General features: G+C 73.4%; 22 protein-coding genes, 1 pseudogene and 1 riboswitch. Of the genes and pseudogenes, 9 read left to right on the top strand and 14 right to left on the bottom strand.

All coding sequences use genetic code 11. The features are described 5' to 3' along the window. Positions 1-93 precede the first annotated feature (93 nt). A complete protein-coding gene (locus tag GA0070611_RS20260) occupies positions 94-1,326 on the top strand; it encodes an FUSC family protein (RefSeq protein ID WP_231921170.1) in 1,233 nt (410 codons plus the stop codon). Between the two features lie 56 nt (positions 1,327-1,382). On the opposite strand, the gene GA0070611_RS20255 is transcribed toward GA0070611_RS20260, so the two are convergent. Then, positions 1,383-2,126 carry an alpha/beta fold hydrolase gene (locus tag GA0070611_RS20255; RefSeq protein WP_091666652.1) on the bottom strand — a complete coding sequence of 248 codons (744 nt, stop codon included), beginning with the start codon at positions 2,124-2,126 and terminating at the stop codon, positions 1,383-1,385. 57 nt (positions 2,127-2,183) lie between these two features. Here GA0070611_RS20255 and GA0070611_RS20250 point away from each other — a divergent pair, with 57 nt between their 5' ends. Then, positions 2,184-3,146, top strand: a complete 963-nt coding sequence (locus GA0070611_RS20250; RefSeq protein ID WP_091666649.1) for a helix-turn-helix transcriptional regulator — start codon at positions 2,184-2,186, stop codon at positions 3,144-3,146. A 15-nt stretch (positions 3,147-3,161) separates the two neighbouring features. Here GA0070611_RS20250 and GA0070611_RS20245 read toward each other — a convergent pair whose 3' ends face one another. Beyond that, entirely contained in the window at positions 3,162-4,400 is a 1,239-nt protein-coding gene (locus tag GA0070611_RS20245; RefSeq protein ID WP_231921543.1) for an aminotransferase class V-fold PLP-dependent enzyme, read from the bottom strand. Between the two features lie 84 nt (positions 4,401-4,484). After that, positions 4,485-4,604, bottom strand: a riboswitch (SAM riboswitch). 23 nt (positions 4,605-4,627) lie between these two features. On the opposite strand from GA0070611_RS20245, the pseudogene GA0070611_RS20240 reads away from it, so the two are divergent. Further along, positions 4,628-6,113 (top strand): annotated as a pseudogene (locus GA0070611_RS20240) (PrsW family intramembrane metalloprotease). Positions 6,114-6,155: 42 nt separating this feature from the next. On the opposite strand, the gene GA0070611_RS31365 reads toward GA0070611_RS20240, so the two are convergent. Together GA0070611_RS31365 and GA0070611_RS20235 are read right to left on the bottom strand one after the other, a co-directional pair. Beyond that, positions 6,156-6,323 (bottom strand): hypothetical protein, encoded by a 168-nt coding sequence (locus GA0070611_RS31365; RefSeq protein ID WP_167604449.1) that lies wholly within the window; start codon positions 6,321-6,323, stop codon positions 6,156-6,158. A gap of 63 nt (positions 6,324-6,386) precedes the next feature. Next, positions 6,387-6,734, bottom strand: a complete 348-nt coding sequence (locus tag GA0070611_RS20235; protein ID WP_091666642.1) for a GroES family chaperonin — start codon at positions 6,732-6,734, stop codon at positions 6,387-6,389. Positions 6,735-6,858: 124 nt separating this feature from the next. Between GA0070611_RS20235 and GA0070611_RS20230 the strand changes: the two genes are divergently transcribed. Continuing rightward, a complete protein-coding gene (locus tag GA0070611_RS20230) occupies positions 6,859-8,187 on the top strand; it encodes an AI-2E family transporter (RefSeq protein WP_091666639.1) in 1,329 nt (442 codons plus the stop codon). 53 nt (positions 8,188-8,240) lie between these two features. Here the strand turns inward: GA0070611_RS20230 and GA0070611_RS20225 are convergent, their stop codons facing one another. Next, on the bottom strand, positions 8,241-10,379 hold the full coding sequence (locus tag GA0070611_RS20225) for an ATP-dependent DNA helicase (RefSeq protein ID WP_091666636.1): 2,139 nt from the start codon (positions 10,377-10,379) through the stop codon (positions 8,241-8,243). 126 nt (positions 10,380-10,505) lie between these two features. Between GA0070611_RS20225 and GA0070611_RS20220 the strand changes: the two genes are divergently transcribed. After that, entirely contained in the window at positions 10,506-11,012 is a 507-nt protein-coding gene (locus tag GA0070611_RS20220; protein ID WP_091666634.1) for a DUF402 domain-containing protein, read from the top strand. A 7-nt stretch (positions 11,013-11,019) separates the two neighbouring features. Here GA0070611_RS20220 and sigJ read toward each other — a convergent pair whose 3' ends face one another. After that, positions 11,020-11,964 (bottom strand): RNA polymerase sigma factor SigJ, encoded by a 945-nt coding sequence (gene sigJ / locus GA0070611_RS20215; RefSeq protein WP_407940377.1) that lies wholly within the window; start codon positions 11,962-11,964, stop codon positions 11,020-11,022. 253 nt (positions 11,965-12,217) lie between these two features. Between sigJ and GA0070611_RS20210 the strand changes: the two genes are divergently transcribed. The 3 genes from GA0070611_RS20210 (at position 12,218) to GA0070611_RS20200 (ending at position 14,963) form a co-directional block, all read left to right on the top strand. Beyond that, positions 12,218-13,195 carry a PPK2 family polyphosphate kinase gene (locus GA0070611_RS20210; RefSeq protein ID WP_091666629.1) on the top strand — a complete coding sequence of 326 codons (978 nt, stop codon included), beginning with the start codon at positions 12,218-12,220 and terminating at the stop codon, positions 13,193-13,195. Positions 13,196-13,327: 132 nt separating this feature from the next. Then, positions 13,328-13,954 (top strand): DUF47 domain-containing protein, encoded by a 627-nt coding sequence (locus GA0070611_RS20205; protein WP_091666626.1) that lies wholly within the window; start codon positions 13,328-13,330, stop codon positions 13,952-13,954. Between the two features lie 4 nt (positions 13,955-13,958). Next, the gene (locus GA0070611_RS20200) at positions 13,959-14,963 is read left to right on the top strand and encodes an inorganic phosphate transporter (protein ID WP_091666624.1); all 1,005 of its coding nucleotides are present in this window, start codon (positions 13,959-13,961) and stop codon (positions 14,961-14,963) included. A gap of 44 nt (positions 14,964-15,007) precedes the next feature. Here GA0070611_RS20200 and GA0070611_RS20195 read toward each other — a convergent pair whose 3' ends face one another. Further along, on the bottom strand, positions 15,008-15,976 hold the full coding sequence (locus GA0070611_RS20195) for a Gfo/Idh/MocA family protein (protein ID WP_091666622.1): 969 nt from the start codon (positions 15,974-15,976) through the stop codon (positions 15,008-15,010). A 137-nt stretch (positions 15,977-16,113) separates the two neighbouring features. Between GA0070611_RS20195 and GA0070611_RS20190 the strand changes: the two genes are divergently transcribed. Further along, the gene (locus GA0070611_RS20190) at positions 16,114-16,941 is read left to right on the top strand and encodes an NUDIX hydrolase (protein WP_091666620.1); all 828 of its coding nucleotides are present in this window, start codon (positions 16,114-16,116) and stop codon (positions 16,939-16,941) included. A 26-nt stretch (positions 16,942-16,967) separates the two neighbouring features. On the opposite strand, the gene GA0070611_RS31145 is transcribed toward GA0070611_RS20190, so the two are convergent. The 7 genes from GA0070611_RS31145 to GA0070611_RS20160 form a co-directional block, all read right to left on the bottom strand. Next, positions 16,968-17,186 (bottom strand): hypothetical protein, encoded by a 219-nt coding sequence (locus tag GA0070611_RS31145; protein WP_157740355.1) that lies wholly within the window; start codon positions 17,184-17,186, stop codon positions 16,968-16,970. 309 nt (positions 17,187-17,495) lie between these two features. Further along, a complete protein-coding gene (gene pstB / locus GA0070611_RS20185) occupies positions 17,496-18,272 on the bottom strand; it encodes a phosphate ABC transporter ATP-binding protein PstB (RefSeq protein WP_091673177.1) in 777 nt (258 codons plus the stop codon). A 20-nt stretch (positions 18,273-18,292) separates the two neighbouring features. After that, a complete protein-coding gene (gene pstA / locus GA0070611_RS20180; protein WP_091666617.1) occupies positions 18,293-19,378 on the bottom strand; it encodes a phosphate ABC transporter permease PstA in 1,086 nt (361 codons plus the stop codon). After that, positions 19,375-20,460 carry a phosphate ABC transporter permease subunit PstC gene (gene pstC, locus GA0070611_RS20175; RefSeq protein WP_091666615.1) on the bottom strand — a complete coding sequence of 362 codons (1,086 nt, stop codon included), beginning with the start codon at positions 20,458-20,460 and terminating at the stop codon, positions 19,375-19,377. Before pstC ends, pstA begins: the two co-directional genes overlap by 4 nt. A 43-nt stretch (positions 20,461-20,503) precedes the next feature. Beyond that, positions 20,504-21,607 carry a phosphate ABC transporter substrate-binding protein PstS gene (pstS, locus tag GA0070611_RS20170; RefSeq protein ID WP_091666613.1) on the bottom strand — a complete coding sequence of 368 codons (1,104 nt, stop codon included), beginning with the start codon at positions 21,605-21,607 and terminating at the stop codon, positions 20,504-20,506. A gap of 299 nt (positions 21,608-21,906) precedes the next feature. Beyond that, positions 21,907-22,833 (bottom strand): mycothiol synthase, encoded by a 927-nt coding sequence (gene mshD / locus GA0070611_RS20165; protein WP_091666611.1) that lies wholly within the window; start codon positions 22,831-22,833, stop codon positions 21,907-21,909. Between the two features lie 146 nt (positions 22,834-22,979). After that, positions 22,980-23,831 (bottom strand): polysaccharide deacetylase family protein, encoded by an 852-nt coding sequence (locus GA0070611_RS20160; protein ID WP_167604447.1) that lies wholly within the window; start codon positions 23,829-23,831, stop codon positions 22,980-22,982. Between the last annotated feature and the right edge of the window lie 6 nt (positions 23,832-23,837).

Below are 23,837 nucleotides of genomic sequence, written 5' to 3'. Positions count from 1 at the left end.
CGGTGCAGTCTGCCGCACTCCGGCGAGGATTCAGCGGGGGCCGGACGGGTAGTCCCGGCCATGGCCGTGGCCCGGGACCGACGACCGCCGTTCATGCGGCGTACCAGCCTGCGGGAAGGGCTGGTCGACGTCGACGGGCCCCGGGTCGCCGCGGCGATGGAGCAGCTCCGCGACCGGAGCAAGGCCACCCTGCACGACCGGCTGCACCGGGTACGGATGGCCGCCGGGCTCGCCCTCCAGGCGGGGGTGGCCGCCGCCCTGGCCTGGGTGGTCTCCCACCAACTGCTCGGCAACCCGCAGCCGGTCTTCGCGCCGATCTCCGCCGTCGGCACCCTGGCCGCGTCGGTGGGCCAGCGGTTCCGGCGGACCGTGGAGCTGATCCTCGGGGTGGCGATCGGGGTGTTCCTCGGCGACGTCCTGATCTACTTCCTCGGGGCCGGGGCCTGGCAGCTCGGCCTGGTGGTGACCGCGGCGATCCTGCTGACCATCTTCGCCGGGGCGAGCGTGGCCATCGTGATCCAGGCGGCCGCGACCGCCGTGCTGATCGTGACGCTCAGCCCGTCCACCCAGAACCTGGAGGTACCCCGCTTCGTCGACGCCTTCGTCGGCGGTGGGATCGCGCTGCTGGTGACCGCGATCCTGCTGCCGCTCAACCCGCTCCGGGTGCTCAACCGGGCCGCCCGGCCGGCGCTGGACCTGCTCGCCGCCCAGCTCGACATCTGCGCCGACGCGCTGCGCCGGCGGGACCGCCAGGCGGCGCAGCAGGCGCTGTTCCGGCTGCGGGAGAACAAGGAGGAGCTGGCCACGTTCACCGAGGCGATCGAGGGCGCCAAGGAGACCATCACCATCTCCCCGGCCCGCTGGCACCGCCGTAGCGAGCTGACCCACTACGCCGACGCGGCCGATCCCATCGACCGGGCGATGCGCAACAGCGGCACCCTGATCCGCCGTTCCGTCACCATGATCGAGGACGAGGAGCCGGTGCCGGAGCCGATGCCCGACGCCGTCGCCCACCTCGCCGAGTCGGTACGCCTGCTCCGGCACGAGTTCGCCGTGGGCGAGGAACCGGAGCAGGCCCGGGAACGGGCGCTGCGCGCGGTCAGCGAGGCCGGCCGGGCGTACGCCGAGGGGGTGGGCTTCTCCGGCAGCGTGGTGATCGCCCAGGTCCGGACCACCGCCAGCGACCTGATGGTGGCCTCCGGCATCGAGCAGGAGGAGGCGAACCGGCTGATCCGGCAGTCCTTCGGCGACAAGGAACAGCGCACCGGCGAGACCACCGAGCAGAGCCCCGCCCCCAAACCCCCCACCGCCCCACCCGTCGGCTGACCGGTTCGCCCCCCACCCGCCGCCACCCGCCGTCCCGATCGCCCGGGACCGTGGGCCTACCCGGTCGGCCTGGCCCGGTGCAGGATCTCGGCCAGCTCGGCCGGTCGGCTGAGCATCGGCCAGTGCCACGTCGGCAGTTCCTCGTACCGCCACGAATCGCCGGCCATGTGCTGGAACAGCGGCACGGCGGCGGCCATCCCGCGCGCCTGCTCGGCGGTGAAGCTCGACAGCACGCCGAGGCGGGGCAGCTTCTCCCACGCCCCGGTGAGCCGCACCGGGGTGGTGGCGGTCGCCCACGGTTGGGCCACCGACCGCTCACTGAGCAGCGCGACGACCGAGTCGTCCACATCCGCCGCACCCGCCGCCAGGTCGGCCCAGGGCGGGGGTGGCAGCCGCCAGCCGTCGCCGTGTTCGGCGACCACCGCCGCGTGGCGTTCCCGCTCCTGGGGCGGGTTGAAGTCCTCGTTCGCCGCCCCGTCGGGCAGCGGGCCGGTGTCGACGAAGACAAGTTGGGCGATGCGGTCGGTCATCCGGTCGGCGACGGCGGTCGTCACGACCGCGCCGGCGTAGCTGTGCCCGACGAGGACCACGTCGTGCAGGTCCTCGTAGCGCAGCAGGTTGACCACGTCGGTGACGTGGACGTCGAGGTCGGTGTCCGGGCGGGCCAGGTGGGCACGCTCGCCGAGGCCGGTCAGGCTCAGCGGGTACACCTCGTGGCCCTGCGCCCGCAGGGCGTCGGTCACCGGGCGCCAGGCCCATGCGCCGAGCCAGAACCCGGGAACGAGTACGAAGGTCGTCATGCGGCACACGCTACGATCAATACCGGACAGATTCCGCCCGGATAAGGAGACAGATTTTTGGCCCGCCCCACCGCGCGCGTACTGGCGTTGCTGGAGATCCTCCAGGCCGGTGGCGGCTTCACCGTCGCGGACCTGGCCGGTCGGCTGGGCGTGGACGAGCGCACGGTCCGCCGCTACGCCGGGCACCTCGCCGACCTCGGCATCCCGGTAGAGGCCCGGCGCGGCCGCTACGGCGGGTACCGGCTCGCGCCCGGATACAAGCTGCCGCCCCTCATGCTCACCGACGAGGAGGCGGTCGCCGTCATGCTCGGGCTCGTCGCCGCCACCCGGGCCGGGCTGGTCACCACCGAGGGCGCGGCAGCCGAGAGCGCGACCGCGAAGATCCGCCGGGTACTGCCCGCGGTCCTCGCCCGGCGGATCGATTCGCTGCTGGACACCGTGGACTTCACCGCACCGGCCCGGAAGCCCACCCCGCCCGGCATCGAGGTGCTGCTGGTGCTCGCCGAGGCGGCCCGACACCAGCAACCGGTGAGCATCACCTACACCAGCTGGCACGGTCGGTCCGGCGAGCGGCAGCTCGACCCGTACGGGCTGGTCTTCCACGCCGGCCGGTGGTACGTCACCGGTCACGACCACCACCGCGGGGACGTCCGGACGTTCCGGCTCGACCGCATCGGGACGGCCCGCCCCGTCCAGGGCAGGTTCGACATCCCGGCCGGATTCGATCCCACCACACAGGTGCTCGCCGGCCTGGCCGCGGTGCCGTACGCGCACGACATCTCCGTGGTGCTGCACACCAGCCTCGGGCAGGCGCGGCGACGCATCCCGCCCTCGGTCGGCACCCTCACCGAGGTGCCCGACGGAGTGCGCCTCACCACCCGGGCCGAACGGCTCGACGGTGCGGCGCAACTGCTCGCCGGCCTCGGCTGGCCGTTCACGATCGACCGGCCGGACGAACTCAGGGACGAGGTACGCGCCCTGGCCGCCCGGCTGCGCACCGCCGCCGACGCCGGCCGGTGAGCAGCAGCCGCCCGGTCAGGGGAGGGTGGCCAGGGCGGTGAGGAGGGCGTCCACGTCGGCCTCGGTGGTGCCGAGGCCGAGGCTGGCCCGCAGGGCGGTGGGCGGGAGATCGGTGCGGCCGGTACGCGCCGCCGCCTCGCTCAGCAGCCGCCGGGCCAGCGGGTGGGCGCAGAACAGCCCGTCGCGTACGCCGATCCGGTGTGCGGCCGCCAGCCGAGCGGCCACGTCGGCGGAGTCCCGACCGGCCACCACGAACGAGACGATGCCGACCCGGGGCGCGTCGGCCGGGAAGGTACGCAGCTCCACCACGTCGGGCAGGGCGGCCAGGCCGCGCCGCAGCCGGGACAGCAGCGCCTGCTCCCGGGCGTGCAGCGCGGCCCGGTCGGCGCCGGCCAGCGCGGCGCAGACCGCGGCGAGGGCCACCGCGCCGAGCAGGTTCGGGGTGCCGGCCTCGTGCCGGGCCGGCCCGGTCGCCCAGCGCACCTCGTGGGTGGCCGGACCGACGTGGCTGGTGGCCCCGCCCCCGGCCAGGTACGGCGCGGCCGCGTCCAGCCAGTCGCCCCGCCCGACCAGCACGCCCGTGCCGAACGGCGCGTACAGCTTGTGGCCGGAGAGCGCCAGGTAGTCCACGTCCAGCGCGGCGAGGTCCACCGGGGCGTGCGGGGCGAGCTGGGCGGCGTCCACCAGGATCCGGGCACCGTGCCGGTGGGCGACCCGGGCCAGTTCGGCGACCGGCCAGACCTCGCCGGTCACGTTGCTGGCCCCGGTCACCGCGACCAGCACCGGCAGTCCGGGCCGGGCGTCACGGGAGAGTTCGGCGAGCGCCGCGGCGAGGGCCCGGACCGCCCCGGCGGGGTCGGCCGGCACCGGCAGCCGGACCGAGCCACGGGGCCAGGGCAGCAGGTTGGCGTGGTGCTCACCGGCGAAGGTGACCACCGTGGTGCCGGCGGGCAGCGCCCGGGCCAGCAGGTTCACCGAGTCGGTGGTGTTCCGGGTGAAGATCACGTGGTCGCCGGCCCGGGCACCGACGAAGTCGCCGACCGTCTGCCGGGCCCGCTCGTACGCCAGGGTGCAGCGCCGCGACAGCGCGCCCGCGCCCCGGTGCACGCTCGCGTACCAGGGCAGCAGCTCGGCCACCGCGTCGGCCGCGGCCCGCGCGCAGGGCGCGCTGGCCGCGTGGTCCAGGTTGATCTCCCCGGGTACGCCGAGCACGCCCAGCGGGTCGGGCCGGGCCGGCGCCGGCGGCGTGTCCACGGCGGGCAGCGAGGGTACGAGGGTGACGGGCACGGCGGAACCTCCCGGGTCCAGGGGACCCCGGAGGTGTGGGCACCGGGACGGGGTCCGCGCTTGCCCAGGGGCGGACGCGCCGCTGGGCCCGGTCATCACCCGGGGCACCCCACCGCGAACTACGAGGGTTGCCGGCCAGCAAGCCGGGGCTTCGCGCTGGCACTCGTGACCTGCCCGGGAGCATAGCGAACCGATTGCGGCCGGACCAGAGGGCCGACGGTGACTACGCTGAACCGCATGGCCGACACCCCGCCCGGCGGAGCCCTGCCGCCGCCGTCCGCGCCCGCCGTCCCGCCGCCCGGGTCGCCGGCGCCCCGGATGCCGCTGCGCCGGCTCGGCTGGCGGCGGATCGTGGCGCTCGCCGTGGTGGTGCTGCTGATCGCCGCCGGCGCGCTGTTCATGGTCTACACGCTGGGCGAGAGCCTGGGGGCCGAGGCACTGCTGGTCGGCACGGTCGCGGCGGTGCTACCGGTGCCGGTGCTGGTGGCCTGCTTCCTCTGGCTCGACCGGTACGAGCCCGAGCCGCTCAAATACCTGATCTTCTGCTTCGCCTGGGGCGCGTTCGTCTCCACCGCCATCTCGCTGCTGGTCAACGAGACCGGCGCGGCGCTGTTCAAGAGCTGGGGGCTGCCGAGCGCGCTGGTCGCCGTGCTGGTCGCCCCGTTCATCGAGGAGCTGACCAAGGCCGCCGGCCCGATCCTGCTGCTGATCTTCCGGCGTCGGGAGTTCTCCGGCGTCACCGACGGGCTGGTCTACTGCGGGCTCTCCGCGACCGGCTTCGCGATGGTGGAGAACATCCTCTACCTCGGCGGGTACGGCTACCGCACCGGCGTCGAGGAGTACGGCCCGGCCACCGGCGCCCGACAGCTGATCGCCATCTTCATCGTCCGGATCCTGCTCTTCGCCTTCGCCCACCCGCTGTTCACCTCGATGACCGGGGTGGGGCTGGGCGTGGCGGCGCGTACCGCCGACCGGCGGGTCCGGTTCCTCGCCCCGATCGCCGGGCTGCTGCTCGCGATGATGCTGCACGGCACCTGGAACCTGCTGCCGTCGCTGGCCGCCGCCACCGGTAAGCCGCTGATCGCCCTCTACGGCTATCTCGGCGTGATGGTGCCGATCTTCTTCGGCATGGTGGGGCTGGCGGTCTGGCTGCGCGCCTGGGAGGGCCGGCTGACCGAGCGCACCCTGCCGGACTACGTCCGGTCCGGCTGGCTCACCCCGCCCGAGGTGGCCGCGCTGGGCAGCCTCGGCCGGCGGCACGCGGCGCGTACCTGGGCCCGCCGGGTGGCCGGTGACGGTGGGGTCAAGGCGATGCGCGGCTACCAGTTCGCGGCGACCCGGCTGGCGTTGCTGCGCGACGGGATGCGGCGCGGGCTGGACCGGAAGCCGGCCGAGCGGGAACGGACGGCCCGGGAGGAACGGGAGCTGCTGGACGCGATCAGCGCGTACCGCTCGTTCTTCGTGGGTCGGGATCCGCAGGCGCCGGTCGGGGTCTGGGACGGGCAGCGCTACCACCTGCGGTTCCCGGACGGGTCGCAGCGGCCGGTCGACGCGCCCGACGAGCCGGTGGTGCCGATCCCGGTGGTGCTCACCCCGCCGCCGCCCCCGGCGCACCCGGCCGGCTACGGCCCACCCGGCTGGTACGGGCCGGGCCCGGCCGCGCCCTGGCCCGGCGCCTGACGGACGCGGCGCACGCCCGGCGGGAGGCCGGGCGTGCGGACGTCAGGACATCAGGCCGGTCATGAAGTCGCCGAGGCCCTGGAAGATCGCCATCAGGGCCGCCCCGATGCCCTTGAAGACCTGCGCGGCGCCGTCCGGCCGGAACGCCACGAAGTAGATCAGGAACGCCACGAAACCCCAGGTCAGTATCTTCTTCACCAGTACCGGCACGGTTCCCTCCCCAGGGCGCTGAGGTGCCTGGGCTTCCCGCCGGACAGCGGCGCAAACGACGCGTCAGAGGTAGAGGCCGGTGGAGCCGGTCGGCTCCTTCTCCACCCGCTCGGCGGCGACGGCGTGCACGTCGCGCTCGCGCAGCAGCACGTACGCCCGGCCGTGCAGCTCGACCTCGGAGCGCTCGTCGGGGTCGAAGAGCACCCGGTCGCCGGCGACGATGGAGCGGACGTGCGGGCCCACGCCCACCGCGGTGGCCCAGGCCAGCCGCTTACCCACCGCCGCGGTGGCCGGGATGACGATGCCGGCGGTGGAGCGGCGCTCGCCCTCGCCGTTCTCGGTGCGTACCAGCACCCGGTCGTGCAGCAGGCGGATCGGCAGGCCGGTGTCGAGGTTCGGGTCGGCGGTCACGCGAAGACGCTACCGCGTGGCCGGTGGCGGGTCGTCCGGTGGTTGAGGGAAGTGGCAGGGGGGCAATGTGTGGCGGAGCCGCCCTAGGGTGGGGCGGATGGACGTATCCTGACCCCCCTGTGACGTGGGTGGGCCAAGCTTGCGGGAGGTGCGCTTGAGCCGCTTCGAGGCGCTGCGCGGACGGCTCCGCCGCGCGTACGAGTCCGGTCGGGACTCGGCGCGGGCCGGCCGGGTCGATCCGGACCACGCGCCGGGGGAGGCGGGGGTGGCCTCACCGTCCTCGCCCGGTCCGGTCGCGCCGGCCGCGGCGACGGTGGTGGGGGTGGAACCGCCGGCCGTCATGCACGCCACGACCACCAGCCGGGACGACGTCGAGGTGCCGCACGCGCTGCGGATCGCCGGGGCCTGGTCGTGGCGGCTGATCGTGGTCGGGATCGTGACCTGGGCGCTGCTGAAGATCATCGGCACGATCAGCATCGTGATCATCCCGCTGGCGGTCGCGCTGCTGCTCTCCGCGCTGCTCGCCCCGGCGGTCGGCTGGCTGCTGCACGCCCGGCTGCCCCGCTCGCTGGCCACCGGCGTGGTGATGGTAGCCGGCCTGGTCGCGGTGATCGGCACGCTGACGCTGGTGGTGAACGAGTTCATCCAGGGCGTGCCGGAGCTGAGTGAGAAGTCCTCCCAGGGCGTCCGGCAGATCCAGGACTGGCTCAAGACCGGCCCGCTGCACCTCTCCGACAGCCAGCTCAACCGCTACATCGACGAGGCGCAGGGCTGGATCAACGGCAACACCTCGAAGTTCACCAGCGGGGCGCTCTCCACCGCGGCGACCCTCGCCGAGGTGCTCACCGGCACCGTGCTGGTGCTCTTCGCGACCTTCTTCTTCCTCCGCGACGGCAACCGTATCTGGCGCTTCCTGGTCCGGCTGCTGCCGGTCAAGGCGCGCTGGAAGGTGGACGACGCCGGCCGCGCCTCCTGGGCGACGCTCGGCGCGTACGTGCGGGCCACCGTGCTGGTCGCCTTCATCGACGCGGTGGGCATCGGGATCTTCCTCGTCATCTTCCACGTGCCGTTCGCGTTCCCGCTGGCCGCGCTGGTCTTCCTGGGGGCGTTCATCCCGATCGTCGGGGCCACCCTCTCCGGCGTGGTCGCGGTGCTGGTCGCGCTGGTCGACAGCGGCCCGGTGACCGCGCTGATCATCCTCGGCGCGGTGATCGGCGTGCAGCAGGTCGAGGGGCACGTGCTCCAGCCACTGATCATGGGCCGGGCGGTGGCCATCCACCCGCTCGCGGTGATCATCGGCATCGCCGCCGGCGTGGTGCTCGCCGGCATCGCGGGCGCGCTGGTCGCGGTCCCGCTGATCGCGGTGCTCAACACCGCGGTCCGCCGGCTCGCCGCGCGTACCGTTCCGGACACCCCACCGGACGCCGTGGTGGTCGCCTCCCAGGCGCCCTGACCGGGCCGACCCGTCGACGCCCGCGTCACCCCCACCCGGGGGCGGCGCGGGCGTCAGCTCTTGGCGAGACGTTCCAGCGCGCCCCGGGCCACGTCCGGGCGGGTGGTGTACCAGAACGGCGGCAGCGAGCGGCGCAGGTAGGGCCCGTAGCCCCGGGCCGTCTCCAGCCGGGAGTCCAGCACCGCCACCACGCCCCGGTCGCCGGTCGCCCGGATCAGCCGGCCGACGCCCTGGGCCAGCCGCACCGCGGCGATCGGCACGCTGACCGCCGCGAACCCGGAGCCGCCACCGGCGTCCACCGCCGCCGCCCGGGCGGCCGCCAGCGGCTCGTCGGGGCGCGGGAAGGGCAACCGGTCGATCACCACGAGCTGGCAGGCGTCGCCCGGCACGTCCACCCCCTGCCAGAGCGACATCACCCCGAACAGGCAGCTCTCCCGCTCCTCGCGGAACCGGCGGACCAGCAGCGGCAGCGCCTCCTCGCCCTGGAGCAGCACCGGCAGGTCGGTCCGCGCGCGGACCAGCTCCGCCGCCTGCTGCGCGGCCCGCCGGGAGGAGAAGAGCCCGAGGGTACGCCCACCGAGCGCCCCGACCAGCGCCAGCAGCTCCTCGCCGGCCGCCTCGGGCAGCCCCGAGACGCTGGGGCGGGGCAGGTGCGCGGCGACGTACAGGATGCCCTGCCGGGCGTAGTCGAAGGGCGAGCCCACGTCGAGCGAGGTCCAGCCCGGCCCCTCGGTGGCCGGCACGGTGCCGACCGTGGGCCGGCTGCCCTCGGTGGCCGCCACCGGCACGGTCGCGGCGGGGCGGCCGACGGCCGACGCGGTGGCCAGCGCGGCGGCGGCCGGGGACGGTGGGGCGGGCGGCGGCGCGTCCAGCCCCAACGCCCGGGCCACCGTGTCGAAGCGACCGCCCAGCGCCAGGGTGGCCGAGGTGGCGACCACCGTGCGCTCGTCGTACAGGTGGGTGGCGAGGGTGCCGGCCACCGAGAGCGGGGCGACCACCAGGGCCCGGCGGCTGCCGTTCTCCGGCTTCTCCACCCAGGCCACGTCGTGCTCGGCCTCCTCCAGCAACCGCTGGGCGGTGGTGGAGAGCTCGTCGAGCACCGCCTTGGCCTGCTGCTTGCGGACCGGGTCCGGGTCGTCGGACTTGATGTCGCCGATCCCCTCCAACGCCGCCCGGGTGGCCGCGTCGAGCAGGGTGCACGCCTCGCGCAGGGCGGGTGGCAGCCCGCCGGTGAGCCGCCCGGCCGGCGCCTCGGCGAGCCCCACCGCGAGGGCGTCGCCCGCCTCGGTGAGCCGCTCGGCGACGTCCGGCCGCAGCAGCGGGCGGGCCCGCCGGGCGGACCGGTCGATCAGCTCGGGCCCCAGCTCGGCCTGGGCGGCCGAGGAGACCCGGTCGGCCAGCTCGTGCGCCTCGTCCACGACCAGCAGCTTGTGCGGCGGCACGATGTGCCGGCCGGCGATCATGTCCACCGCGAGCAGGCTGTGGTTGGTCACCACGATGTCGGCCTCGCGGGCCCGGGCGCGCGAGGCCTCGGCGAAGCACTCCTGCCCGAACGGGCACCGGCTCGCGCCCACGCACTCCCGGGCCGGCATCGAGACCGTCCGCCAGATCTGGTCGTCGACGCCCGGGTCCAGCTCGTCCCGGTCGCCGGTGGCGGTCTTCTCGGCCCAGTCCCGGACCCGCTCCATCTGCTTGCCCAGCCGGCCGGCCTCGCCGAGCCACTTCGTCGCGCCGGGGCGGGGCGCGTCGAAGAGGGTGTCCTCCGGCTCCTCCTCGGTGGAGCTGTCCAGCCGGGCGAGGCAGAGGTAGTGGTGCCGCCCCTTCAGCACCGCGAAGGTGGGGCGGCGGCGCAGCAGCGGCTCCACCGCGTCGGCCAGCCGGGGCAGGTCGTGCTCGACGAGCTGCGACTGCAACGCCAGGGTGGCGGTGGAGACCACCACCGGCCCGTCCACGGTCAGCGCCGGGGCCAGGTACGCCAGTGACTTGCCGGTGCCGGTGCCGGCCTGGACCAGCAGGTGCTCGCCGGAGGCGATGCTCCGCTCGATCGCCTCGGCCATCTGCTCCTGGCCCGGGCGGGCCGCCCCGCCGGGGACCGCCCCCACGGCCGCGGCCAGCAGCTCGCTTCCGCTGGGCCGGCCGACCCGGCGCTTCTTCGGCACGGCGGAACCGGTGGCGGTGCGAGGCGGGGTCACCGTGCGACCGTACCCGCCGGCCCCGACACCGGCCGCGCCCCGTCCCGCGTGGCGCGGCCCCGGTGGGTTCCCGTCCGGTTACCTGACGTATGCGTCCCGTGGCCGGAATCGGTTAGGGTGCCAGTCATGCCGAGCGACGTGGTCCGCGTGATCTACCGCAAGTACGACGGCAGCGCCCACCGCGACTACCCGGCCCGCCGGCTCGCCGAGGACGACCTCGGCGTGTGGCTCGGCGTACCGGCCGGCACCGAGTCGGTCTACCACGGCCGGCCCTCCGTCGAGCAGATCCCGTTCGTCCTGCTGGTGCCCCGGCACGCCTGGTGGACGGGGATGTTCAACCCGCCGCCGCGGACCAGCGAGGTCTACTGCGACATCACCACCCCGGCCCGCTGGGTGGGCGACGACACCGTGCACCTGATCGACCTCGACCTGGACGTGGTGCGCCGACGCGAGACCGGCCTGGTCGAGCTGCGCGACGAGGACGAGTTCGCCGAGCACCGGGAGCGCTTCGGCTACCCCGACGACCTGGTCGCCGAGGCCGAGGCGGCGGCCCGCTGGCTGCTCGGCGCGCTCGGCGACGGCACCGAGCCGTTCGCCACCTCGTACCGGAAGTGGCTGGCCCTGGTGGTCTGAGCCGGCCTCACCCGCGCGGCGGCCAGGTGTCGTCCGGCCCGAGCGTCGGCAGCCCGCTCAGCTTCTCCGGGTTGAGCTGGTGGAACACCCCGGTGATCCGCCCCTCGTGCACGGCGTACGCGCTGACCATGCGCAGTGTCCGGTCGTCCCGGTAGGGCATCTCCAGCTGCCAGCCGAGGGTGCCGTCGACCAGCACCGGCCGGGCCCGCAGCCGGCCGCCGAACCGGCCGGCCTGGCGGTAGATGCCGAGCAGGAAGCGGCCCACGGTCTCCGCGCCCAGGATCGGCCGGCGGCCGGCGGGCAGGTGGCCGCCACCGTCGCCGACCAGGACCACGTCCGGGGCGAGCACCCGCACCAGCCGGTCCAGCTCACCGGTCTCCACGGCGGCGGTGAACGCGGCCAGCACCCGCTGCTGCTCGGCCAGGTCGGCGGTGTGCCGGGGCACGTCGGGCGCGGTGGCCGCGCGGCGACCCCGGGAGGCGAGCTGCCGGGCCGCGGCCGTGGTGGTGCCGAGCACCTCCGCCACGGTGCCGAACGGCACCGCGAAGACGTCGTGCAGCACGAACGCCACCCGCTGCTCGGGACTGAGCCGCTCCAGCACCACCAGCAGCGCGAAGCCCACCTGGTCGGCGCGGACCGCGCGCTCGGCCGGGTCGGGGGCGAACCCGTCGGCCGTGGGCAGCTCGCTCACCACCGGCTCCGGCAGCCACTGACCGGGGTACGCCTCGCGGCGCACCCGCGCGGAGCGGAGCACGTCGAGGCAGATCCGCGAGCAGGTGGTGGTCAGCCAGGCCCGCAGCTGCCCGACGCGGGCGCGGGCGGCCGGGTCGGTGAGCGCGCCCGCGTACCGCAGCCAGGTCTCCTGCACGGCGTCCTCGGCCTCGCTCCGGCTGCCCAGCATCCGGTACGCGACCGCCAGCAGGTGTCCCCGCTCCGCCTCGAACTCCGTCACCAGATCACCCACCGTCACATTTCCTCCCCGGCCCACATTCTCCCCGTCCCCCGGACGCCCCACCGCCCCAAAACGTGACACCCCTCCATCCGCCCCGCCCCCCTCAAGATCCGCGCACTTTCCCGGAAAGAGTGGTTCTGAGGGCGGTCGAAGCCACTCTTTCCCTGAATGAGGCCTCTCGGCGACGCGGAAGGGGCGGGTGGGGCGGGGTGCTCGGGAGGCGGGGGTGGGCGGGGTGGGTGAGGATCGGGGGATGAGCGGAGTCGACGAGGTGGTGCGGCCCGAGGGCGGGTCGGTGCGGGACCTGCTGCGGGTGGGCCCGGGCGCGGTGGACCTGGCGGCGATCGATCCCCGGTCCACGCCGGGCCTGCCGGCGGCGGCCGGCACCGGCAAGCGGCGCAAGGAGTGGGCCCGGGGGCAGGTCGAGCTGCTCGGCGCCGACCTGGGCCGGCAGCAGGAGATGCTGTACGCGGCCGCGACGGGCGCCGCCGGTGCGCAGGCGCCGACGAGCGCGCCCAGCCAGGCCGGTGCGCACCTGGACGGGGAGCGCCCGCGCCGGGTGCTGCTGGTGCTCCAGGCGATGGACTGCGGCGGCAAGGACGGCACGATCAAGCGGGTGGCCGGCGCGATGAACCCGTTGGGGTTGCACATCCGCTCGTTCGGGCCGCCCACCGAGGAGGAGTTGTCGCACGACTTCCTCTGGCGGATCCGGCGGGCCCTGCCGCCGCCCGGGTACGTGGGCGTCTTCAACCGCTCGCACTACGAGGACGTGCTGGTCGCCCGGGTGGAGTCGCTCGTCGACGAGCCCACCTGGCAGGCCCGGTACGACACGATCAACGCGTTCGAGCGGGAGCTGGCGGAGAATTCCGTCACCCTGGTGAAGGTGATGCTGCACATCTCGTACGCCGAGCAGGGCGAGCGGCTGGCGGAGCGGCTGACCGACCCGACGAAGTTCTGGAAGTACAACCCCAGCGATCTGGACACCCGGGCGAAGTGGGACGAGTACCAGGCCGCGTACGCCGACGCGCTGAGCCGGTGCGGGACGGACTCCGCGCCCTGGTTCGTGGTGCCGGCGGACCGCAAGTGGTACCGGGACTGGGCGGTCGCCCACCTGCTGCGGGAGACGTTCGACACCCTGGATCTGGGGTATCCGCCTGCCGATTTCGACGTCGAGCACGAGCGGCACCGGTTGCGGGACCAAGCGGAGAGGGCCAAGGTGAACGGCGGGTGAACGAGCGGTGAATCGGGCCTGACCAGGGGTGGGCCGATGGTTGCCCGGTTCCGTGGGGTACCTAGCATCCCCTTCAGCAGACGCCCTCCGGGGCAACGGCCACCCTTCCACCGACACGACGAGGTCCGTGCTGTGAAGTTTTCCTTCCGTCCCACCGAGGGCGCCTTCTACGAGCTCTTCACCAGGGCCGCGCAGAACCTGGTGAAGGGCACCGAGCTGCTGAACGAGCTGGGCCTGCCCGACGTCGACGTGCAGTCGGTCAGCGAGCGGCTGACCGAGGTCGAGCACGACAGCGACCAGATCACCCACGATCTCTACAAGAAGATCAACAGCACCTTCATCACCCCGTTCGACCGGGAGGACATCTACCGTCTGGGCTCGCTGCTCGACGACGTGATGGACCACCTGGAGGCGGTCGGCAACCTGCTCTACCTGTACGGGCTGACCAAGCTCCCGTCGCTGCCCCGTGAGCTGCACGAGCTGGTCAACGTCCTCGACCAGCAGGCCAAGCTGACCGCCGAGGCGATGCCCCGACTGCGGTCGATGAAGGACCTCGAGGACTACTGGATCGAGTGCAACCGCCTGGAGAACGACGGTGACCAGGCGTACCGGATGCTGCTGGTCCGGCTCTTCTCCGGCGAGTACGACGCGCTGACCGTGCTGAAGATGAAGGAGGTGGCCGACGAGCTGGAGGCCGCCTGCGACGCCTTCGAGCACGTGGCCAACACCGTCGAGACCATCGCGGTCAAGGAGTCCTGATCCCGTGAGTCCCGAACTCATCGCCGTGCTGGCGGTGATCGCGGTCGCCATGGCGTTCGACTACACGAACGGCTTCCATGACGCGGCCAACGCGATCGCCACCAGCGTCTCGACCCGCGCCCTGACACCTCGGATCGCGCTGGCGCTGGCCGCCGTCGGCAACTTCGTCGGCGCGCACTTCGGCGCGGGCGTGGCCAAGACGGTCGGCGACGGCCTGGTGACCCTGCCGACCGGGATCGAGAGCCTGGGGGTGGTCTTCGCCGGCGTGCTCGGCGCGATCGCCTGGAACCTGATCACCTGGTACTTCGGGCTGCCGTCGTCCTCCTCGCACGCGCTCTTCGGTGGCCTGGTCGGGGCGACCCTGTTCGCCAACGACGGCGTCGTGCAGTGGGGCAACATCATCGAGAAGGTCATCATCCCGATGGTGCTCTCGCCGATGGTCGGCCTGGTGCTCGGCTTCCTGCTGATGCTGGCGATCCTGTGGCTGTTCCGCAAGGGGCAGCCGGGCAAGCTCAACCGGGGTTTCCGCTGGGCGCAGACCGCCTCGGCGGCCGCCATGTCGGTCGGTCACGGCATGCAGGACGCCGCCAAGACCATGGGCATCATCGTGCTGGCCCTCTACACGGGTGGCTTCCAGGAGAGCAAGACGCACATCCCGGGCTGGGTCTTCTGGACCTCGGCCGCGATGCTGGCGGCCGGTACCTACGCGGGTGGCTGGCGGATCATCCGTACCCTCGGTCGCAAGATCATCGACCTGGGTCCGCCGGAGGGCTTCGCGGCCGAGACCGTCGCGAGCGCCGTGCTCTACTTCAACGCCCTGGTGCTGAAGGCCCCGATCTCCACCACCCACACGATCACCTCGGCGATCATGGGTGTGGGCGCGACCAAGCGGCTCTCCGCGGTCCGCTGGAACGTGGCCGGCAACATCGTGATCGCCTGGATCATCACCTTCCCGGCGGCGGCGCTGATCGCCTGCCTGGCGTACCTGCTGGTCCGCCCGCTCTTCTGAGCCGAACCGAAAGGGGCCCCTTCCTCGGGAAGGGGCCCCTTTCGTCAGGCGTAGGAGACGCCGATCCGGGCCTTGATCTCGTCGATGAGGGTCATCACCTCGAGGGTGGCCAACTGCGGCACCAGCGGGCTCTCGGTCAGCCCGGCGGTCAGGCAGCGCTGCACCTCGATCGCCTCGTACTGGTAGCCGCCGCCGGTGAGGTCCGCGCCGATCGTCTCCGGCTCGGCGTCGCGCCGGTGCAGCACCGCCGCGCCGGCCCGGAAGAACGGCTCCGGCAGGTCGATCCGGCCGGTGGTGCCGGTGATCGAGGCGGTGATCGCGGTGGCGCCCACCATCCCGCAGCTCAGCGTGGCCACCGCGCCCGAGTCCCAGCCCAGGATGATGCCGGTGTTCTCGTCCACGTCCTCGGGGCTCAGCTTCGCCCACGCCCGGACCGCCTGCGGCACCCCGAGCACCAGGTGGGCCAGGCTCACCGGGTAGACCCCGAGGTCGAGCAGGGCACCGCCGCCCAGCGTCCGGGCCCGCATCCGGTGCTCGGGCGGGAACGGCCCGGCCGCGCCGAAGTCGGCCCGGACGTGGGTCACCTCGCCGATCGCGCCGTCGGAGATCAGCTCCACCACCCGCAGGATCAGCGGATTGGTCCGCATCCACATGGCCTCCATCAGGAAGAGGCCCCGGGCGCGCGCCGTCTCGACCAGCTCCGTCGTGGTCGCCAGGTCCAAAGTCGCGGGCTTCTCGACCAGCACCGCCTTACCGCCGGCCAGGCAGGTCATCGCCGCCTCGTGGTGCGCGGCGTGCGGGGTGGCCACGTAGATCACGTCGAGGTCCGGGTCCGCGGCCAGTTCCGCCCAGGAGGCGTACGCCCGCGGCGCGCCGTGCCGCCGCGCGAACGTCTCGGCGCTCTCCCGGGTACGCGAGCCGACGGCGACCAGCTCCGCCCCCGGCACCAGCCGCAGGTCCTCGGCGAAGCAGCCGGCGATGTGTCCGGTGGCCAGGATTCCCCAACGCGTCATGACCGGCACGCTATCCCGGACCGTACCGCCGCCGGGCAGGTGATCCACCCGTCGGGACATCGGGAACGGTGGCAGGGCGCCGCACCGGGCGGCCCTGGCGGACGGAGCCGCCCCGGGGCGCGAACTAGGCTCGGGCCATGACGATCGACGGCTTCGCCGCACCCCCCGCCCTGGTGGAGCACGCCCGCCGGTTCCGCGCCGAGGGTGGGGTGCCGGCCGTGCCCCGGGTCGCCGCCACCGTGCTGCTGCTCCGGCCGGCCGGGGACGACTTCGAGGTGTACCTGATCCGCCGGGTCGCCGCGATGGCCTTCGGCGGGATGTACGCGTTCCCCGGCGGCGGGGTGGACCGGTCCGACTCGCAGGCGCACCTGGACTGGGCGGGTCCCGGGCCGGCGGCCTGGGGTGAGCGGCTGGGCCTGGCCCCGGACGCCGCCCAGGCGGTCGTCTGCGCCGCCGCCCGCGAGGTCTTCGAGGAGGCCGGGGTGCTGCTGGCCGGCCCGGGCGGCGGGACCGTGGTCGGCGACGTCAGCGGCGACGACTGGGAGGCGGCCCGGCAGGACCTGGTGGGCCGCCGGACCGGCTTCGCCGACCTGCTGGCCCGGCAGGGGCTCACCCTCCGCTCCGACCTGCTGCTGCCGTGGAGCCGGTGGATCACGCCGGAGTTCGAGCCGCGCCGCTTCGACACGTACTTCTTCGTCGCCCTGCTGCCGGCGGGGCAGCGGACCCGGGACGTCTCCGGCGAGGCCGACCACACCACCTGGCTGCGCCCGGCGGACGCCCTGGCCCGGGTGGCGGCCGGGGAGCTGACCATGCTGCCGCCGACCATGGTCACCCTGGCCGAGGTGGCCGCCGCCGGCGACCTGGCCGCCGTGGCCCGCGCCTCGACCACCCGCGACGCCGCGACGCCGATCACCCCGCGCCTGGACCTGCCCACCGACGGCGAGCCGCGCTTCGTGCTCGGCTGACCCCCGGCGCGGGTACGGGGCCGACGTCACGCGGGCCAGGGATCCTCGTGGTACGTGACCAGTGTGTCGACCCTGACCAGGTACCTCTGTCCCCGTGACGGCCCGCTCCACAGGGTGTCGACGTCGACCGGGTGACCCTCCTGGAACACCAGCGGCCAGCGCAGTTCCACCGCCGACGCACCTGGCTGCCTCGGGTCACTCTCCCGTGACCAGCCGAGACGCAGCGACTCGTCGGATCCGGGCATCCGGTACTCCAGCCCCGGCGGTGGCAGGAGCCGCCCGTCGGCCGCCCTGCCGTGGGCGGCGTAGTAGGCCTCGACCCCGGCCAGCGTCCCGTCGAGCGGGACCAGCCCGGCGCGCGTCGCCGCGGCGTCGATCCGGCGCAGGACGGGCAGCAGGTCCCCACCGGCGGCGAGGTACCTGACCTCGTTCCGGCTGCACCGCAGGCGGTAGGTGTCGTGCGGGAAGAGCGGACGGGCGGGACGGGCGGCGCCGGGTACGCGGCGGGCCCCGGTCGAGGTCGACCGGGGCCCGCGCGGACCGGGAGCAGCGGCTCAGCCGAAGCGGCCGGTGATGTAGTCCTCGGTCTTCTTGCGGCTGGGGTTGCTGAAGATCTTCTGGGTGTTGTCGTACTCGATCAGGCGGCCGGGGTCGCCGGTCTTCTCGATGGAGAAGAAGGCGGTACGGTCCGACACCCGGGCGGCCTGCTGCATGTTGTGCGTGACGATGATGATGGTGAACTTGTCCTTGAGCTGGAACATCAGGTCCTCGATGGCCAGCGTCGAGATCGGGTCCAGCGCCGAGCAGGGCTCGTCCATCAGCACCACCTGCGGCTCGACCGCGATGGTCCGGGCGATGCAGAGCCGCTGCTGCTGACCGCCGGAGAGGCCGGCGCCGGGCTTGCCGAGCCGGTCCTTCACCTCGTCCCAGAGGTTCGCCGAGCGCAGCGCCTTCTCGGCCGCCTCCTCCAGGATCGACTTCTTCCGCACCCCGTTGAGCCGCAGGCCCGCCACCACGTTCTCGAAGATGCTCATGGTGGGGAACGGGTTGGGCCGCTGGAAGACCATGCCGATCATCCGGCGGACGGCCGTGACGTCCACGTCGCGGTCGTAGATGTCCTGGCCGTCGATGGTCAGGTTGCCCTCGACCCGGGCGCCGGGCAGCACCTCGTGCATCCGGTTGATCGACCGCAGGAAGGTGGACTTGCCGCAGCCGGACGGGCCGATCAGGGCGGTGACGGTCTTCGGCTCGACGGTCAGGCTGATGTTCTCGATCGCCTTGAACCCGCCGTAGTAGGCGGTGACGTCGGTGGCTTCGATGCGCTTGGCCATGATGGTGGTACCTCCGGGGTTCATCGGCCGAGCCGGTTACGACGGGCCAGCAACTTCGCCGCGACGGTCAGCACGAGGACCAGGGCGACCAGGGTGAGTGCCGCGGTCCACGCCCGCGCCGGCGAGTACTTCGAGGCCTCGCCGGCCTGCTGGTAGACGAAGAGGGCCAGCGACGACTGGTTGTTCTCGAACGGGTTGAAGTTGATCGCCGCGCCACCGCCGGCGACGAGCAGCACCGGCGCGGTCTCACCGGCGGCCCGCGCGATGGCGAGCATGATGCCGGTGACGATGCCGGGCAGCGCGGTCGGCAGCACGACCCGCAGGATGGTCTTCCACTTCGGTACGCCGAGCGCGTACGCGCCCTCGCGCAGCGGCGCCGGGACGAGGCGCAGCATCTCCTCGGTGGAGCGGACGATGGTGGGCAGCATCAGCACGCTCAGCGCCAGCGCGGCGGCGAAGCCGGAGAAGCTCGGCCGGCCGTCGTTGAACCACGGCGACACGATCAGCACCCAGAAGGCCAGCACGAAGAGGCCGGTCACGATCGACGGGATGCCGGTCATCACGTCCACGAAGAAGCGGATCGCGAAGGCGAACCGGCCCCGGCCGTACTCGACCACGTAGATCGCGCAGAGCACGCCGAGCGGAACGGTGATCAGCGTGGCGATGCCGACCTGCTCCAGCGTTCCGATGATCGCGTGGTACGCGCCGCCGTTGGCGTCCCGGGCCCCGATGTTGTTCATCGAGGTGCCGAAGAAGTTGCCGTCCAGCCGGGCGGCACCCTTGCTGACCAGGGTCCAGACCACCGAGGCGAGCGGCAGCACGGCCAGCACGAAGGCGGAGTGGATCAGCGCGCTCCAGGTCCGGTTGCGGGCGGACCGCCGGCCCTCCACCGCGTTCGCGGCGAGGAAGAGGCCGGCCAGGTAGAGCAGCGCGCCGAGGACCACGACCAGGACCGGGCCGCCGATGCCGGCGCCGTACACGATGCCGGCGGCGGCGAGCAGGGCCAGCACGGCGATGACCGGTGCGGCGTACGCCGGAAGCCGCCGGGCCCGCAGGCTGACCGGCTGGGCCGGCGGCCGCGGGCGGGAGGTGGTGAGGGTTGTCATGCGGCCGACTCCGTGAACTCGCGGCGGCGGTAGATGATCGCGCGGGCGGTGATGTTGACGATCAGCGTGATCGCGAAGAGCACCAGGCCGGAGGCGATCAGCGCGCCCCGACCGGTGTCGTTCGCCTCGGCGAACCGGTTCGCGATGTTCGCGGCGATGGTGTTGCCGCCGGTCTGCAGGATGTTGAAGGAGATCGCGTAGGTCGAACCGAGGGTCAGCGCCAGGGCGATGGTCTCGCCGAGCGCGCGGCCCAGGCCGAGCATCACCGCGGCGATCACGCCCGGCCGCCCGTACGGGAGGACCGAGGTGCGGATCATCTCCCAGCGGGTGGCGCCGAGGGCCAGGGCGGCCTCCTCGTTGGCGGTCGGGGTCTGCCGGAACACCTCGCGGGAGAGCGAGGTGACGATCGGCAGCACCATGATCGCCAGGACCACCGAGCCGAGCAGGATCGAGGTGCCGTACGGGCCCTCCCCGAAGATCGGGATCCAGCCGAAGTAGGTGTGCAGCCAGGCGGAGAGGTCCGCGACCGGCCGCTGGAAGAAGTCCCGGCCCCAGAGGCCGAAGACCACACTGGGTACGGCGGCCAGCAGGTCGATCACGAACCCGAGGCCGTTGCCCAGCCGGCGCGGGGCGTAGTGGGACAGGTAGAGGGCGATGCCCAGCGCCACCGGCACCGCGATGAGCAGCGCCAGCAGGGCGGTGAGCACGGTACCGAAGGCGAGCGCGCCGATGCCGAACTTCGGCGGGTCGTCGTTCGGGAACCAGCCCTCGAAGGTCCAGAAGGACTCGGAGTTGGCCCGGAGCGCCGGGACCGCCTTGGCGATCAGGAAGATCGCGATCGCCGCGATGACGACGAGCACGGCGGTGCCGGCCGCCAGGGTCAGGCCGCGGAACGCCCGTTCGGCGCCGAAGGCGCGCGCCCGGGGCAGTCCGCCGCCACCGCCGAGGCCGTTGCCGGGGGTACCGGGGGTACCGGAGGGCTCGGCCGCACGCGCCGAGGCACCGGCGGGCCCTTCGTGGCTGGTGGCCACGGTGGTCCCGCCGGTGCCGGCGTGCGCCGAGCGGTGCTGGGTGTCACCCATCTGCTCGCTCGCTTCGATAGAGGGAGTGGTGTCGGTCAGCGCGTCAGGAGAGGCTCTTGACCGCAGTCTCGACCTTGGCGCGGACGGCGTCGGGCAGCGGGGCGTAGCCCAGCTCGGCGAGGTCGGCCTGGCCCTCGGCGCTGGCGGCGTGGCCCAGCAGGCCCTTGACCAGCGGCAGCTTGTCGGCCGCGAGGCCCTTGCTGCAGACGATTTCGTAGGTCACCAGGACGATCGGGTACGCCCCGGCCTCCTTGGTGTTGTAGTCGATCGACATCTTGAGGTCGTTGCCCTGGCCCTCGATCTTGGCCCCGGCGATGGTCTTGCCGGCCGAGTCACCGGTCAGCTCGGCGAACTCGCCGGCGCCGTTCTTGATCTTGGCCTTCTTCAGGCCCGAGTTCTCGGCGTACGACAGCTCGACGTAGCTGATGGTGCCGTCGGTGCTCTTGACCTTGCTGGCCACGCCGTCGGACTTGGCCGCGCCGACCCCGCCCGGGGCCTTCCACGCCTTGGCGTTGCCGAAGGTCCAGTCCGCCTCGGCGGTCTTCGACAGGTACTTGGTGAAGTTGTCGGTGGTGCCGGACTCGTCGGAGCGGTGCACCGCCTGGATGGCGGTCGACGGGAGCTTGGCGTCCGGGTTGTCGGCCTTGATCGCCGCGTCGTCCCACTTGGTCACCTTGCCGGCGAAGATCTTCGCCAGGGTGGCCGGGCTGAACTGGAGGTTCTCCGCGCCGCTGACGTTGTAGACGACCGCGACCGGGCCGATCACCATCGGCAGGTTGAGCGCCTGGCCGCCGGCGCACTTGGCGTCGGCCTGCGGCTGCTCCTCCGGCTTGAGGGCCGAGTCGGAGCCGGCGAAGTCGGCGGTGCCGGCGATGAACGCCTGGATGCCGGCGCCCGAGCCGGTGGGCTCGTAGTTGATCGTGGTGCCGGCGCACTTCTGCTGGTACGCCTTGATCCACTCGGCCATGGCGTTCTTCTGGGCGGAGGAACCCTGCGCGTTCAGCGTGCCCTTGCCGCAGTCGACCGCGGCGGCCGAGCCGGAGGCGGAGGTGCCGGTCGGCTCGTTGTTGTCCGAGCCGCACGCGCTGAGACCGAGTACCGCGGTAAGAGCGAGGCAGGCAATGGCGCCGTGCCGCTGGAGCTTCACCTGAGGGGTTTCCCTTCACGTCTTTGGTCAGGTCGCCCGGGTCGGACCCGGATGCCGGCGCTGACCGGCTGAGGTGAAAGTTAGGAGGGCCAGGTAGACGGTTCGCCGGTCAGAAGTGAACGGGAAATGAACAGGTGCGTCCGACGGGGTGACCCTGGGCTGAGGAAGGGTTGTCCGTTACGTGAACTCGCGACCTGCTATCGCTAATAGTACGATTTTTCGGGGCAGCCGTTATCCGGCCGAGTCCAGCGCGTGACACCGCCGTGACCGCTTCGCGGGACGGCGGCAGGGCGTCGGGGTCAGCCGAGCTGGTAGTTGACGTGCGCCGACCAACGGGCGAAGCCCAGGCGTTCGTAGAGCGCCACCGCCGGTGCGTTGGACTCGTCCACGTAGAGCATCACCCGGTCGAGCCCGCGCCGGTCCCGCAGGTACGCCAGCCCGGCGGCGGTGAGCACCCGGCCCAGCCCGCCCCGGTGCGCGGTCGGGTCCACCCCGAGCACGTAGACCTCGCCGATCCGGGCCGAGCCGGGCCGCTCGTGCACCTTGGTCCAGTGGAAGCCGAGCAGGCGTCCGGTGGACGAGTCCACCGCGAGCAGGAAACCGGCCGGGTCGAACCACGGCTCGGCGAGGCGTACCCGCAGGTCGGCGAGGGTCCACCGGCCCTGCTCGGGGTGCGCGGCGAAGGCCGCGTTGTTCAGCGCCAGCCACGCCTCGTCGTCCTCGCCCGGACGGAACGCGCGCAGCGCCACCCCCTCCGGCAGGGCCGGCTCGGTGAGCGCGGCGGTCAACGGGCGGCGCAGCTGCCAGAGCACCCGGGCACGGGTGAAGCCGAGGTCGACCGCGAGCGCGGCGGCCGACGGGTGGTCGCCGTGCGCCCAGGCGCGCAGCGGACCGGAGGCCGCCGCCAGTACGCCTCGGGCCAGCGCGCGCCCGGTGCCGCGTCGCCGGTACGCCGGGTGCACCGCCAGTTCCACCCCGATGCCGTTCGCCGGGTCGGTGGTGTCCAGGTGGGCGTACCCGGTGAGGGTGCCGTCGGCGGCGCGGGCGGTGAGGTGCACGGCCGGGGCCTCCGGGTCGCGCAGCCGCAGCAGCACGTGCTCGTCGAGCGGGTCCGCCCCGTCGGCGTCCCCGGCGGTGCGGGCCAGCGCCAGCACCTCGGCCACCTCGACCTCGGCCAGCCGGTCGGCGCGGGCCACCCGGTCCGCGGTCGGCGCACTGCTGCTCATGCCGCCACCTCGCTACGCTCGGCGTCGCCATGAGCTCGTTCCGCACTGAGCCGATGATTCGCTCGCTGGCGCTCGCTCATGCCGCCACCGTACTGGCCGTACGGGCGCGGATCATGCCGGACGCGACGACCGGCCGGTGGTGGTCGTCACGTGGTGCCGGTGGGCATGGCCTCCAGCCGGTACCGGTCCAGCAGCGTCGGCAGCAGGCGCTGCAACGCGTCGACGGTGCCCGTCCGGTCGCCGCCCGCGTCGTGCATCAACACGATGGAGCCCGGTCCCACCTCGCTGAGCACCGCATTCGTGATCTTCGCGGCGCCGGGCGCCTGCCAGTCCGACGGGTCGACCGTCCAGTGCAGCGGGGCCATGCCGAGTTCCTCGCAGACCGACACCACCGGATAGGTCCAGGCCCCGCCGGGCTGCCGGAAGTACGCGATCCGCGCGTCCGGCACCGCCGCCCGGATCGCGTCGTTCGTGCGGAGCAGGTCGGCCCGGATCGCGTCGGGGGATCGCTTGCCGAGGGTGATGTCGTGGCTCCACGAGTGGTTGCAGAGGGTGTGCCCCTCGGCCACGATCGCCTGGATCAGGTCGGGATGGTCCTGGGCGTTCTGCCCGACCACGCAGAAGGTGGCCTTCACGCCGTGCTCGCGGAGCAGGGCGAGGACCTGCGGCGTGTACCGCGGGTCGGGCCCGTCGTCGAAGGTGAGCGCGATCTGCTCGGAGCCGGTGGAGACGCGGCTGCCGTACGGGCCGTCCCCGGTGCCGTTCGGCGGGTGGCTGTCACCGTCGGGGGTGGGGCTCGGGCTCGCCGTCGCCGGGGCGTCGTCGGCGGGCGGCTGGTCGGCGTAGTGCGGACTGTTCACGCTGGCCGTGATCCCGGTGCTGCGCGGCGGCGCCTCCGTCGGCACCAGGCTGCGCCCGAGCGCGTACGCCGAGCCGAGCAGCGCGGCCACCACCAGGGTCACCATTCCGGCCGCGCGCAGCGTCGGGGCCGGGATCATCGGCCG

Source organism: Micromonospora auratinigra (assembly GCF_900089595.1).
Taxonomy (GTDB): domain Bacteria; phylum Actinomycetota; class Actinomycetes; order Mycobacteriales; family Micromonosporaceae; genus Micromonospora; species Micromonospora auratinigra.
This window is presented reverse-complemented; position numbering and strand designations above follow the sequence as displayed.

Excerpts from the sequence above, each read along its gene's own strand:
- GA0070611_RS20260 (WP_231921170.1), top strand. The coding sequence starts at position 94 with ATGCGGCGTACCAGCCTGCGGGAAGGGCTGGTCGACGTCGACGGGCCC.
- GA0070611_RS20255 (WP_091666652.1), bottom strand. The coding sequence starts at position 2,126 with ATGACGACCTTCGTACTCGTTCCCGGGTTCTGGCTCGGCGCATGGGCC.
- GA0070611_RS20220 (WP_091666634.1), top strand. The coding sequence starts at position 10,506 with ATGCCGAGCGACGTGGTCCGCGTGATCTACCGCAAGTACGACGGCAGC.
- GA0070611_RS20210 (WP_091666629.1), top strand. The coding sequence starts at position 12,218 with ATGAGCGGAGTCGACGAGGTGGTGCGGCCCGAGGGCGGGTCGGTGCGG.
- GA0070611_RS20195 (WP_091666622.1), bottom strand. The coding sequence starts at position 15,976 with ATGACGCGTTGGGGAATCCTGGCCACCGGACACATCGCCGGCTGCTTC.
- GA0070611_RS20190 (WP_091666620.1), top strand. The coding sequence starts at position 16,114 with ATGACGATCGACGGCTTCGCCGCACCCCCCGCCCTGGTGGAGCACGCC.
- GA0070611_RS31145 (WP_157740355.1), bottom strand. The coding sequence starts at position 17,186 with ATGCCCGGATCCGACGAGTCGCTGCGTCTCGGCTGGTCACGGGAGAGT.
- pstB (WP_091673177.1), bottom strand. The coding sequence starts at position 18,272 with ATGGCCAAGCGCATCGAAGCCACCGACGTCACCGCCTACTACGGCGGG.
- pstA (WP_091666617.1), bottom strand. The coding sequence starts at position 19,378 with ATGACAACCCTCACCACCTCCCGCCCGCGGCCGCCGGCCCAGCCGGTC.
- pstC (WP_091666615.1), bottom strand. The coding sequence starts at position 20,460 with ATGGGTGACACCCAGCACCGCTCGGCGCACGCCGGCACCGGCGGGACC.
- mshD (WP_091666611.1), bottom strand. The coding sequence starts at position 22,833 with ATGAGCAGCAGTGCGCCGACCGCGGACCGGGTGGCCCGCGCCGACCGG.
- GA0070611_RS20160 (WP_167604447.1), bottom strand. The coding sequence starts at position 23,831 with ATGATCCCGGCCCCGACGCTGCGCGCGGCCGGAATGGTGACCCTGGTG.